Annotated in this window: 6 protein-coding genes; all 6 read right to left on the reverse strand. The window is 71.0% G+C overall.

Going from position 1 to position 13,638, the window contains the following annotated elements:
* Positions 1-126: 126 nt before the first annotated feature.
* The 6 genes from ACI784_RS11070 to ACI784_RS11095 all read right to left on the reverse strand — a co-directional run bounded on the left by ACI784_RS11070 (position 127) and on the right by ACI784_RS11095 (position 13,618).
* Positions 127-633 carry a PH domain-containing protein gene (locus tag ACI784_RS11070; protein ID WP_457013497.1) on the reverse strand — a complete coding sequence of 169 codons (507 nt, stop codon included), beginning with the start codon at positions 631-633 and terminating at the stop codon, positions 127-129.
* Between the two features lie 128 nt (positions 634-761).
* Positions 762-2,861 (reverse strand): GAP1-N2 domain-containing protein, encoded by a 2,100-nt coding sequence (locus ACI784_RS11075; RefSeq protein ID WP_457013498.1) that lies wholly within the window; start codon positions 2,859-2,861, stop codon positions 762-764.
* Positions 2,840-5,653 (reverse strand): TRAFAC clade GTPase domain-containing protein, encoded by a 2,814-nt coding sequence (locus ACI784_RS11080; RefSeq protein ID WP_457013499.1) that lies wholly within the window; start codon positions 5,651-5,653, stop codon positions 2,840-2,842. Before ACI784_RS11080 ends, ACI784_RS11075 begins: the two co-directional genes overlap by 22 nt.
* A gap of 585 nt (positions 5,654-6,238) precedes the next feature.
* Entirely contained in the window at positions 6,239-7,237 is a 999-nt protein-coding gene (locus ACI784_RS11085; protein ID WP_457013500.1) for a hypothetical protein, read from the reverse strand.
* Between the two features lie 79 nt (positions 7,238-7,316).
* The gene (locus tag ACI784_RS11090; RefSeq protein ID WP_457013501.1) at positions 7,317-10,037 is read right to left on the reverse strand and encodes a hypothetical protein; all 2,721 of its coding nucleotides are present in this window, start codon (positions 10,035-10,037) and stop codon (positions 7,317-7,319) included.
* Complete coding sequence (locus ACI784_RS11095; protein ID WP_457013502.1) at positions 10,034-13,618, reverse strand: tubulin-like doman-containing protein; 3,585 nt, start codon at positions 13,616-13,618, stop codon at positions 10,034-10,036. Before ACI784_RS11095 ends, ACI784_RS11090 begins: the two co-directional genes overlap by 4 nt.
* Positions 13,619-13,638 lie beyond the last annotated feature (20 nt).

Genomic DNA, 13,638 nt, shown 5'->3' on the forward strand with positions numbered 1-13,638 from the left:
GTCCGGGTGAGAACCCAGCGAGTGGGTCGAGCCCGTCTCGAGGAGGGCTGACCGGCTCCACCACGAGGGGGAGCCGGTCAACCGGAAAAGATTGCGGCTTGGTGGCCGAGCGGGCAGCCGGCCAGATCAGAGGCGAGCGAGGAGTTCGGCCTTCTTGGTGTCGAACTCCTCCTGGGTCAAGATGCCGGCGTCTCTGAGTTCCCCGAGCTGCTTGAGCTGGCCCATGATGTCGGGCTGAGGAGCAGCGACCTGCGGTGCAGGCTGGCCCATGACGTGCTTGGCGTTCATCGCGGCCTTGACCTCCTCGGTCAGCCGGACGAGGTTCTCATCGGTCGGGATCCACTTGACGTGGACGCGGTTGCCCGAGGCATAGAACGTGATGTTGTGCCCCATCATGTTCTTGCCCTGCTCGAAAGAGGAGATGTTGCCGTAAGGGAACGACTCGAGGTCATAGCCGGTGAACTTCTTCGCGTAGAACACCACTCGCCGATCGGTGGCGACGAGGATTCCGGTGCGCACGGTCTCGCTACCCATGATCTTGGTCTCGTAGGTGCCTTGAACGGCGCCCTTGATGACCTCGCCCGGCTCAAGGTGCTCACGAGCCTGCTCGATCAACTTGTCCAGCTTCGCCATGGCGGTCCCCCGTGTGTTCAGGCGTGTGCATTCTCTGGGGGCATCTTCGTCCGGGAGACCCCGGAGCTTGAGTCGGGCACTCCCGCGGACGGCTCCCCGTGCCTCGCCGGTCGCAGCGACCACTCTCGTCAGACTGAGGGCTTGGCGAGGTGACGAGACACCCGTTTCTCCTGACTGGGCAACAGCCGCTCGCGTGCGCGCAGCTCCTTGATGCCCTGCCTCGACTCGTGACTGGGGGGTGTCCGGTCCAACACGTCGAGCAGCACGTCCGCGAAGGGCAGATCGGCCGGCACGGACCGCATCAGGATCAGCGCCTGGCGGAGATCCAGGAGCTCACGGGGATAGGTGTCCAGAGCAGCCCGCGCACAGCGCCCGTCAGGAAAGGGCAGGTCATCGTTGTGGACGGCGGACAGAAAGGCGGCCCCGCGTTCCAGCTCAGAGGCCTCCCCTCGTGCACGCGACACCGACCTCCGTGCACGGAACACCGTGTAGGCCGCGCGTTCCCACTCGACCGGCTCGGTCAACCGAAGGCTCTGGAACCGGAGTTCCCCGGGTAGCCGCCCGAGGTCTCCCAACCACTCGTGCGTTGCTCTCGAGAAGGCCCGGCCCGGCTCGTGCTGCCCTTGCTCCAGCTCGCTCGTGAGGACGGGACGGAGCTGGAGCCAGAGCCACTCGGGCATGGATGGCCAGCCCAGGACTCGCGGATCGACGCTCTCGTCGAGGAGCCGGGGGACCACGAGGGTCCGGGCCAGCTCGGTGACTCGTCGCTGCAACGGGCTGGTCGTCGCCAACAACGAGGCGATGTGCAGTAGTGCCCTGGGCGCGATGGCGCCTGCGCCGTCCACCCAGTCCAGCGCGTTCCGCAGGATCGTCTCGAGCTCGTTCTGCATGCCGGGCAGCAGGCCGGGGAGGGACGTGGGGACCGAGCGCCCCGTTCGCCGGTACTCGGCCGGGCCCGCCAACGCTTCGCGCAGGGGATCCACGCGGACCAGTTGCTCGACCAGGCTCTCGGACGCGTCCGGGGCGCGCCGGCTGATCGCGTTCGCGATCGTGTCCCAGTCAGCGTGCTCATGCAGCCGGTCGAGGAGCAGATTGATCGTCGAGACCTCCGCGTCGAGGGCGCGTGGCCAGCAAGCCAGCACGAGCTCGGCGGCGTCCTCGGCCAGCTCGTCCCAGGGCAGATCGTCGAGCAGCAGCACGGCCGCCCCAAGGGCCCACAGCGGCTCGTCGGTCGCCGACGCGCCGACTTCGTCAGCCAGCGCGTCCACGATCTCGGCGACTGCAGGCGTCAGCCCTGTCAGCACGACGGACTCCGCCAGTCGCGCCCACGGCCCTGCCACCAGCTCGCGACCATCGGGCAGCGTCCAGTGATCCACTCCACCGCGCAGCGGAGGCTCACCGTCCTGCAGCACGGCGAAGTGCGATCCCGGAAGGGCAGCGGCAGCCGCTCCGTCGGCGGCCGGCACCCCCACGATCGCGAACGGCTGGGCGGACCTGGCATCTAGGTCACGGGCCCGTTCGTACGAACTGAACGGCAGCTGCCACGCAGTCGCCGGCAGCACGAGAGACCCGACGAGGCGCATCCACTGCACGACCGACTCGGGATCGTCCCCTACGACGACGACAGGGCCACCCCCACCGACGAGGCGCCGTTCCACCGCTGCCAGCACCATGTCCCGCTGGTTGGGGTGCCGGCGCATGAACTCCTCGAGCGCCGCGTCGTCGAGCGCACCACGCGGGAGACGGGTGAGTGCTGGATCGGGCTGCGCGGTCTCCGCCTCCACCGGACCGAGCGGACGGAGCCAGTGGTCTGCGTGCCACAGATCCGCCGGTCGGAGGTAGGAGCCGTCGTCATCGTCCTCGTCGTCTCCTGGCTCCACGAGCAGGCCGTGGGCGAAGAAGTTCGCGCGACCGGAGTAGTCCGGCCCCGCCGCCACCACGTGACTGAGGCACACGAGTCGATCGTCGACGACGTCCAGGCGCAGACGTCGGGGCAGGGCGTCGACGTCGGCGCGGGATGCGAGCTCCGGCACGACCGGCGGGATGAAGCCGCCCGTGAAGCCAGCAGCCTGTCGCACCACCTCCTCAGACAGGGGCGCACGTCCGGGCACGGCGAGGACCGACTGGACCTTCCAGCCGGGGTGGTCGTCCCAGGGGCCCGGTCGCTGGGACGCCGTGTACGTGAACTGACCGCGCAGCATCGACCTCAGCGCCTCCGCGTCGGCCAACGACGGTCGACCAACCAGCGCAACGGGTCGGCGACCCGGAATGCGGACACCCCCGCGGCGGACAGCGTCGTCCCGCCGGCCGGTGCATGCCCCAGGGCGGACACGGCGAAGTACTCCGTCCGCGTGAAGGTGTTCTCCACCAGGTGCACGAACTGCGTGGCGCCCAGCGTGAGGAGGAGGCTCCTGGTCTCCTCGTGGACCTGACGGCGGTCGGAGGCGTCCAGGCGCAGGCTCTCCGCAGGGGTGGGGTCCTGCATGAGCGTGGACCCCCCGTTCAACAACCCGGTCACGTTGGTGCCCGGTGTCCGCACTGCCCGGTGGATGCCGTCGATCTTGCTCAGCGCGATCGCGACCGGGACGTCGATCCGGCTGCGACCGGTCCGCTGGCGGATCTCAGCGATCACGTTCTCCATCACGACCATGGGGTCACCGGCCCGAGGAGGCAGGGCGATCTGCCCGTCGAGCAGGTTCCGCACCTCCGGGAGCTGGAGCGGGTCGAGGAGGAACAGGATCGCGTCGGTCGAGGCCAGTGACGGCCCGTAGGGGCGGACGGCGCTCCGGTTCTCGACGTCCTCGCCGGCCACGTCGTACAGGGCCAAGGTGCGCTGCCGGCCGTTGTGCTCGTCCAGCCGTAGGACCATCGGCGCGAGCACTTCCGGGTTCTGCTCCGCCCGCACGGTCGACCCCACGGTCCGCCCGTGCTCGAACGGCTCCTGGAGCTGCCGTAGACGGCCGGCGCTGTGACTGTCCAGTGGTGCTGCCGACGCACCGTTCGCCCGCCCCCAGACCTCCTGGAGGAACGCCAGCAGGCTGAGGATGTACGTCGTCTTGCCGGTTCCCCGAGCCCCGACGACGGTCATGCTGACCGGGTCGCTGATGGCGCTCTCCGGCGGCAGGGAGGCGTGGCAGGCCCTGCACACGTGGTCCTCGGACAACGTGCCGCAGCGGGGGCACGCGGCCGCGGGTAGACGGCGATCGTCGACCTGGAAGAGCGGCCGGAGGTGCACGGCCTGCCCCAGGAAGGCCGATCGATTGGGGTCGGGTTCGGGAGCGCACGAGCCGGCGCAGCGGAAGAGCTGCGTGGCGTGGTCCTGCGTCGTCATGCACCGCACGCAACGCACGGCGGTCACACCCAGCGCGGGGGGAGCCGCGTCCGGCGTACGCGGTGTCATCGGCGGGTCGATCACGATGGGAGCAGCGTCCTGCAGATGCGCGAACAACCGGGTGTACCCGTCGGAGCGCACGGGGACCTCGCCGATGGTCACCCACTCGTTCTCCGGCAGCACAGCCCCGTCGACGGGCACCTGAGACGGCGTCTCGGGTGAGTCGTACACGTGGAGCGGGACTCGGTCGGCGCGGTGCGTGAGGGCCAGCCGGACGCCGCGCCACGGCCGGTCGACGTGCACCTGCAGACTGCGGCGTCGGCCCATCAGCCCGACCTTCTCGAACCGGTACCGCAGCACCCACCTGCCCGGGTACGTCAGAGGTGTGATGGGCCCGGTGGTCCACTCACCGGCGTAGATGACCGCCCCCCGGACGAAGAGTTCGCAGCCCTCCTTGGGCAGCTTGAGCGGCAGGCCGCCCTGACGCTCGTACTCGTCACGGGACACGCGGGTCGGCGGACTGCCGTCGGGGCCCACTCGACTGCCGCGCTCGACGAACGCGAACGTCGCGCCTTCCGGCCAGGCGAAGCGGAGGAGCTGCCAGGTGACGCGCTCGGTCAGCTCGAGCTCGGTGACCGGGCCCAGCAGGTTGACGACCGTGGCGGGACCGACGGCGGCCTGGTTCCCGATCAGCGTCACAGGGGTGTACGCCCGGCGTGCGCCGTGGGTGACATCGAAGGGCAGCCCGGCGATGGACGAGGTGCCCCCCTCATCGGCGACGGGTTCGCCGATGCGCGTTCCGAGCGCGAGACCGTCCAACTGGGCGGTCGTGATGACGCGGTTGGTCGCCGCGTGTTCCGGGACCGTGGACGACTGGTAGACGACCACGCGGCCGAGTGGCGGCGTGGGCCAGCGCAGTTCCACCCGGGCTCGCGGGCTCTCCCCGGTGACCTCGGCGGCGAGGGCAGCGACCGGCTCGGGGACGGCAGGGATCTCGGCGATCACCTCGAGGCCGGCCGACAGCGACTGGTCGCCGTTGCTGCTCACCGACTGGGTGAGCACGCGGTACTCGTAGCGGCGTCCGGGCTGGACGTCGGTGTCGCGGGCGTGGCCGGCGTAGGAGGGGATCTCCAGGGCGGCGTCGAAGCCTGCGGGCAGCGACTCCCGCTCGAGGCCGCGCATGACCCGGACGCGGTCGACGCCCGACGGCGTCGTCCAGGTCAGCACGATGGCGTCGGTGTGAGTGCTGACGCGCAGGTCCGCGACCTCGGGCACGACCCGCCCCGACGCGTGGTGGACCGGGGCCACGGCGACGAGGTCGTCAGCCTCCGGGGACACGTAGCTGAACACGGCGAAGAACGGGCCGCTGCCCACTGGCACCTGGGCGCGAGCGTCGTCGGTCAGCACGAGACGCGTGCCGGCGCTGGGCCGGACGGGAACGCCGGACGGCGAGCCGACGACGAGGTAGCGGAGGGCACCCCCGTCGGTGTCCAACGCCGGCCACGAGAGCTCGAGAGCACCACCCGGCACATGACGGAAGTCGACGGCGTGGTCCCGGATGGACCAGACGTCGACGTGGTCCGAGAAGACGTGGATGTCCTCGCCCTTCGGCTCCTCCTCGGCCTTCGGCTCCTCCTCGACGTCGAGCACGGGCGGCTTCGGGTCCTCCCGGACGTCGACGTCCTCCACGTCGTCCAGCGGCGTCTGAGGGTCCGCAGGGTCGGGCTCGTCGCTCGAGCGGACGGACGCGGCTTCTCCAGGAGCGGGCGCGGCAGCCTGCGACGGTGCTGCATCGGGCTCCACATCGCCCTGAGCCACGGGTGTCGACTCGGCGGTCGAGGCGCCCCTGCGCTTCTTGCGTCGAGAGGTGATGGACGTGGTCCGCTGGCCGGATGCATCCGTCGGCGCGACGACGGTCTCGTCCTCGGAGACCTCGCCCGCCCCGGGGACGACGGGGCGGTCAGCGCCTGCGCTCGTGTCGTCCTCGGTGGCAGAAGCGCGACTGCTGTGGATGACCCAGGCCAGCGCCTCGAGGGAACTCGGATCGAGGGTCAGTCCCTTGTCGGCGAGGACCTCCGCGAGGAGAGACGGATCGTCGGTCCGAGACTGGGCGACCAGCATGAGCGCGCCGTCGCTGGCGTCCGGCGCGATGCCGTGCTCGTCGCGAGCGGTGCGGAGCTGACGGTAGAGGGACGGAGCCACGGGCCGGTTCCTGTCGTGTTCGTGGGTGGGGATGCGCCAGAGCGCCAGTGCGGGGGTGTGCGAGCTGCTTGCTCAGGCGGACCTGGCGAGGGCCTCGACCACGGCGACCGTGGACAGGGCCGGCTCAGAGAGCACCACCGTGCCGCGCCGCTGGGCTCGGGGGGTCTCGCCTGTACCCGGAGCGACCAGGACGACCTGATGACGACGAACGGTCGGCGGAGCCGGTTCCTCATCGGGTTCCTGGTCGGAGATCGACACCACCAGGCCGGAGGGCGCCTGAGTAGTCACCCACTGCTCGGTGGTCCCTCGTACACCTGTGCGCAGGCCGATCTCCCGCACCCAGGCGCGGAGGAATGCTCCCGCGTCGTCGGACACGCCGAGCGGCCGCGGACCGTACGCGCGATCGCTGACGCCCACCACCTGCAGCTCGCGCTGGTCCGCCGCTCCCGCGACCGCCTGGAGCGCGGTCAGCACGCCTGCGACGGTGCCCGCGGCGAGACGCGGTCGCATCGACGCCGAGAGGTCGACGACGGCGGTCACCGTCTCTCCGCGGCGGACGAGGTTCTCGCGCCGCGCCAGGACCGCGGGCGCCTGGAGCGGAGCGTGGACGGGGATGGAGCCGCTCTCCTCACCTGAGCCGTCGACGAACGCAGCGTCGAAGGCCGCCGCGGTCCACTCCGCGCCCTGTCGGACGACCCGCAGCGCGAGCATCGGCGCACCGGGCACGGTGGTCATCCCGGGATGCTGGAGGACCTGCGCCGCGATCCCCGGTACGGAGCCGGCGACCTCGAGTCCCAACGAGATGCCGGCGGACGTGCGCGTCTCCACCACGAGGTCCAGTCGGCTGACCTCGTCACCCACCGCGGTCAGGTCCAGCAGCCACGTCCCGCGGGCCGCGTGCGGCTGAGGCCGCAAGCCGGTCACCGGCTCGCGAGGGAAGACGATCGCGGGTGCCTGCTCGGAGAGCAGTCGAGCGTTCACCTCGTCGTCCGGTCCGAGTCCCTGCCACTCGATGCGGCAGCGGGAGCCGACCAACACGTATCGCTGGTTCGGGGTCATCAGGACGGTCATCGGGCAGCTACCTCTTCCAACTGCCACGCCATCCACTGCGGCGGGCGACAGGACGTGTTGACGCGATGGCGGGGCAGGGTCACAGCTGGACCGTGATCCCCGTGGACGGTGGCTCCTGGATGCCGTGACCAGAAGTGGCCGGCTCCGGCTCAGCGCTGAAGTGGCCCACCTGTTCGAGCGTCAGCTGCCGCGTGGCGTCCAGCCGCGCGACGAACCGGTCCATGCTGGTCCGCTCCGCGCCCGGGAGTACGCCCAGCGATCGGGCGCCCTCCATCGACACGGGCACTCCGGCCGCCGCGATCGCCGTGTCCTGTACCTGGTTCGACAGCGCGGCCGCGCCCGTGGCGCTGAAGCCCAGAGCGTCGAGGCGGGTCGCCGGGACGAGGACCGGGGCGAGGAAGGCCTCGCCGGTGAGACGGCCCGGGACCGCGCCTGCGGTGACCTCCACCTGCGGGTGGAGCTCTGCCAGCGACCACTCGGCTGCCAAGGACCGCAGCCAACTGAGCAGCCGATCGTCCGCTTCGGCAGCGGCCTTCCGCTGATCGCCAGCGGTGCCCAAGGTGTCCACGAGCTCCGTGAGTGAGCCCTCAGCGGAGTAGCCGGTGTCGCTCCAGACCGTCCGGTGCTCCGGCCGGCCGTACTGCTTCGAGCGCGCAGCGAGTGCTCCCTCCACCCGCCGGTGCAGCTGCTTGCCGAGCCAGCCGATGCCCAGGTGGGCGCGCCGGGCCTCGTGCAACAACTGGCCCTGTGTCTCCGGGTCGAAGTGGGCGACGCCGATCGACGTGGCCAGCGGCAGGCAACCACTGAGCTCCGTCGGGTAGCCGTCTGGCTCGGCGGCGGTCGACGCGGTGCCGAACGGGTCGTGGACCACGGCACCTAGGGCGCGGGTCCAGAGCCGGCTCTGGCGGTAGAGGACGCCGAGGCGGTGCACCTCGCCGGCCACGTGCACCGAGCACTCCAGCGCCCACTGGCGTCGGCGGAGGGACTCCTCCTGCGAGTGCAGCCATTGGAAGAGGGCGCGCTGGTTGCGTGTGAAGACCCTCGTCGAGAGGCCGAGCCAGAGCAGGAAGAGCAGCACCGCGACAGCGGTGCCGAGCTCCCACGCGAACACGTCGTAGGCCACGAGACCACCGGCGACCGCCCAGAGGGCCACCAGAACGGCCAACGAGGCGAGGACGTACCGGCGGGTCCGGCGCTGGGCGTCCATCACCGAGCGTGGCGGCGCCCCCGTCAGATCAGCAGCTTCCCAGCGAACGGCCTCGGCGAGCGTGCGTCGCGCGCTCTCGAGCTCCTGGGCCAGTTCCAACCCGACCCGCCAGGCATAGCTGCGCTGCCGCCCGATCCAGCCCCCCAGCGAGTGACGAGCCCTGTCGATGACCGCGAAGCGGGACGGGTCGTCCGACGACCCGGCCGGGCGGCCCAGGTGCTCTCCGAGCAACCGGTGTGCCTGCACGGCCAGATACGGGTCGTCGAACTCGATCGTCAGCTGGCTCGTGCTGGGCAGCACCCCCACCGGCAGGCCGTGCGACTCGGTCGTCTCCGGACGCACGATCAGTTCAGGCCGACTGATCACCTGCCGGTCTGCCCCCAGCATCGGCATCTTGACCTGCGAGGGGACGTCCGAGCCATCGGCCAGGCTCACGCCCACGGCCGTCATCTCGGACCAGAACACACTGGTGTCGACGGCGGTGAACTCGGTACCGGGTGAGACGACGCCGGCCAGCTGCTGAGCTGAGTCGATCAAGGCCGCTACGTCGTCCTCGTGGTGCGAGGCGGGGGAGCCGTCCGGGCGCAGCCCGAGGACGACGACCTCGTAGGACGTCCCCTCCCCGAACAGTGCGGACGTGGCCGCTGCCGACAGGCGCTGTGCAGTTCGCCGGACGACCGCGTCAGCCCACGAGATCGGCGCCCTGCGCACGACTGTCCAGAGGAAGGAGAGGAACTGCCGCACCGCGTCGAACAGGCGGATGCGGCGCGGCGGCTGTGACTGGAACGGCGTGGGCGGGCGGAAGCGCGTGATCCCGGCGTGTGCGTCGACCACCGTGGTCGCCGCTGTCTCCGCCGTGGCGAGAGCGTGCACATCCGGGACCTCGGTCAGCCGGTCGCCGGAGACGGTCCGGGGCCGCGGCAGGGTCCCCTCGGCGCGGTACACCGACTCGGACAGCCCACTGAGGACGGCGCGCGAGTCGAGCACGCGAGCGTGGGCCCGAGCCACGACGACGTGGCGTCCCGGCCAGCTCGCGGATCCGTCGAAGGGCGCCTCGTCCATGGCCGACCAGAGACCGCCCACCACCGCGAGGCCGGAGGCGGCGTGCTGGGCCAGCTCGTCCCGGGGCACGGCTCGCGTCACTGCGCCCGGTCCCTGCCCGTCACGGGCCTGGAGCAGCACGTTCGGTCGCGACGTGAGCGTGGCCTCGACCGGGATGGACGTGCCGGAGGTGGCCGGTACGAGGAGGTTGACCAGCGGGTGCCCGCTGAGCCCGATCGCCTCGAGGAGTCCACGTGCGACCGCGTCACTGACCGGCACGGGCTCGCTGTCCGCGAACACCTGCAGCAGGACGATCCGCAGGCCGGTCACGCCGTTGAGCGCGAGCCAGGACTCGGCTCGGTGTGCTCGCATCCCGTCCTGGTCGAGCACCGACAGCAGGGCCGCGCTGGGGTCCTGGTCGACGTCGAGCCAGAGGGAGGGAGCGAGCAGCTCCAGCGTCGTCCAGTCGCGGACGACGTCCAGCACCTCGGCCACCGGCTCGTCCTGTAGCCGGCCGACGACGAGCGTGGCCAGCCGCTCGGGGGCCGTCACACCGGCACCTGGATGTACTCGGGGTTCACCGGGGGCAGCGGGCCAGCGCCGGTGTACACGGGCAGCTCGAGGTTGCTCAGGAGCTGCTGCGTCCCAACGACCAGCTGCCGGGCCAGTTCCCACTCCCGCGGGACGTCCCAGAAGTTGAACGGGGTGATGTCACTGAAGCCACCCCGCTCGCCGGGGAACTCACGGTCCTGAGGCAGCAGCTTGGTGGCATCCGCCTGCAACGCCTGGCACCACTGCTGCGCCGACGACAGGCGTTCCTGCACGGTCAACGCCGTCGGGGCAGCGCCCCGCGGCAGCTCGCCGCTGCGGCCCAGACCCGTGCGCAGCCAGGGGAGCAGCGTCTCGGACGGCTGGCGGTTCCGCGGATCCTGCAGGTGACGCCCGAGCTGGAACAGCGACTGGTACGGCCGGAGTGCGGTCAGCTGGGTGTCGCCGTCGCACAGCGCGATCGCCAGGGGCAGTGACTCGACGACCGCGCCGACCAGGCCCCAACCGGGGGCGTCGCGCTGCACGTTCTCCGCGCCCAGCAGGGGGTGAGGCAGCCGGGTCAGCTGCCGGTGCTCCTCCGACCACACGGCCACGCCGCCGTCAGCGACGGGCCCTTCCCCGGGGAGCAGGACCTCACCGGTGAGCCGGCCGATCAGCCACCCCGTCACCATGCACTGCACCCAGGCGCTCGAGACGGGTGTGAAGTCGATGAGTGACCTGCCGCGGCGCAACGTCCAGAAGGCGCTCCGCAGCTGCGGGGAGGCCGACTCGGTCCACTGCTTGCGGATCGGCTTCTGCAGCGACGAGAAGACGATCGGGTTGTACAGGTGGGCGTACGTCCCGATGATGTTGATCCGGTTGCGCGAGACCGCCGTCACCGCCTGCTCGAACCTCTCCACGGTCAGTGGCTCGACGGACTGCTCCGCCTTGAGCGACTCCACGAGCTGGGAGACCACGCCAGGCGAGCTCGCGAAGGGCAGCTCGCCGAACTGGTAGCCGACCTGGACGGGGCGGTCGTGGACCGCCCGCACCATCTGGGCATCGACTCCGACGAGGGGCGCAGCCAGGCGTAATGCGGCGTTGAACTTGGCGGTGAACGTCCGGGCGGTCTCAGCCTGCTCGAAGCTGCTCGCCCCGGGCCGGTTGAGGTAGGTGTCGAGCCCCTCGGCGATGAAGTTGCCGAGCACCTCGCCGCGACGGCCCACCCAGGCGCGTGCGCCGTCGAGGACTGCCTCGTGGTGGAGGTCGAGTTCGTAGCTGGCCGGACGCGACGGGCTCATCGCCGACAGGGCCTGCGGCCACCACTCCGATCGGCGTCCGATCCGTGTCGGGACGCCCTGGGCGTCCAGGCCACGCAGCCGGTCGGCGCTGCGCAGCTGTGTCCGGGAGTCGGCACGCAGCCAGGTGAGCACCTCGAAGAGGGCCAGCTCCTCGCTGCGTCCGGCGGACGGAGCCGCAGCGCCTCCGCCGTCGAAGCCGCTGAAGGTCTGGACCAGGTGGTCGGTGTACGAGCGCGGATAGCTGGTGATGTCCTCCAGGAGGACCTCGTTCTGAGCCGTGGCGAACCGGGACGGCACGTCGTCACCCGCCGGCCACTGCTGGACGAGGGTGGTCGCCACCGTGGCGACCGGCGCGGACCCCACCGACACGGCCTCCGCTGCCTCCAGCTCGGCCCGGCACTGACCGAGCGCCGTCGAGAGCGGCTGAAGGAGGTCGCCCTGCAGCTGCCCCAGGAGATCGCCGACCAGAGCGCCACTCCGGCGCAGCAGGACGTCGGCGTAGTGGGTGCGCACCTTGCCCGTTGCCTGGCCGATGGAGCCGTGGTGCGTGTCGATGGTGACCGTGATCGTCTGCAGTTCGGCGGTCACGTCCGCGGCGATCGCCTGCGGGGACTGGACGATCGACGACGCGTGGCTCAACTGCTCCGCCGCGTGCTGGAGATCGGCGGCGAACATCTGGAGGACCCGCTCCGCGGTCGGGATGCCACGTTCTCCGATCACCCGCACGGTGGCGGTCTCCAGGCGTGACTGGATCTCCGGGACCCAACGGACAGCTGCCAGCCGGAGGTCGGCGTCGACCCGATCCAGCACCTTCTTGTAGGACGAGACCACGAGGCTGGACAGGTGCTGGGCGAAGAAGTCGCCGCTGCCGGAGACCCCCGCCTGCAGCACCGGACCGACCGTGTCGCGGGTCAGCTCGGCGCTGAGCGCCTCGCGGAGGGGCTCGGACCACACGTCGTGCACGAGGCTGCGGAGCGACTGCCCGTTCCGGGCGTGCAGCTCGGGCAGTCCTGCCCAGGCGAGGAACTGGGGGTAGTACTCGGCCGCGTTCTCGCTGATCGCCTGCTGCGGGCTGCGCTGTCCCTGCTGGACGGCGAGGTCGACGTGCCCGCGTACGAGCCGCTCGACCCCCTGTCGCGACAGGCGCTGGGCGACGTACTCCGCGTAGCGGTCCCGGCCCAGCCCGATGGAGGCGAAGCCGATGGACCCGAAGACCAGCGGCTGGTTGGACTCGACGTCCGCCCCGCCCCGAGCCGGCTGCAGGCTCAGCATCGTCCCGTCCTGGACCGAACCGGCGATGACGCCGAGGTTCCCGATGGCGTACGCCATCAGCTGGGTCTGCTGCGCCTCGGACATGCAGAGCGCGGTCAGGGAGCGGGCGAAACCGCGGTAGATGGTGTCGGCCTTGCCGTCACCGAAGCGGGCGCCGCTGATGCCGTTGAAGGACCCGACGGGGAAGACCAGCTCCGGGCCGCGGCCAACACCAGAGGGACGGGGGACGCCGCCGTAGACGGACCACTCCGCCGACTCCCAGGGACGCTGGCGCGATGCCATCGCCGACATCAGTTCCGAGACGGTGCCGAGGGCATTGGCGTTGACGCCCGCGCGCTGACCGGGCTCGAGCTTGTCGAACACGTCGGGCGTGTAGAGGAACGCCAGCGACTCGGCGCGGAAGTTCGGCACCTGGGCGGCGACCGCCCGCAGCAGGTTGCAGACGTCGAGCGTCATGGATGCCCCGGTCCCGCCGGCGAGGGAGGAGACGACGAGCACCATGGAGCCCTGCGACGGTGCCGCAGGCAGGCCCAGCAGGCGCGCGACCTCAGCCAGGTCACGGTCTGCACTGCTCTGGTTGAGCCGCTCGGCGACCGGGACGAGCTTGTCGTAGACCATGCTCGCCCGCGCCAGTGTCAACAGCCGGCCGACGGCCCGGTACTGGCCGGCGCCGAGGGTGATCGGCGTCGTGACCCGGGCGGCATGCGGCCGCCAGCGGACCAGTTGGCGCAGCTGACTACCCGTCGGCTGGTTCATCAGGTTCGACTGCAGCGCACTGTCGAGGACCGCATAGCTGTCCGTCGGGCTGCTCACCGGGATGTACGTGCCGCCTAGAGCTGGAACGGTCGGCGGAAGACCCGCGCCCACGCCGTCGGGGGTCGGCGGGACGTCGACGTGGACGAACTCCCAACAGCGGGGGAGACGGTCCTCGGTCCAACCGTGCCGAGCGAGCTCCGAGCGGAGCTGGTCCATGAGGAACTGGAGTGTCTTCCCGCCCGAGCCACCGAGCCCGACGACACAGATCTTGTACACGTGAGTATCTCCTGGTGGTG

Source organism: Geodermatophilus sp. SYSU D01186 (genome assembly GCF_054050215.1).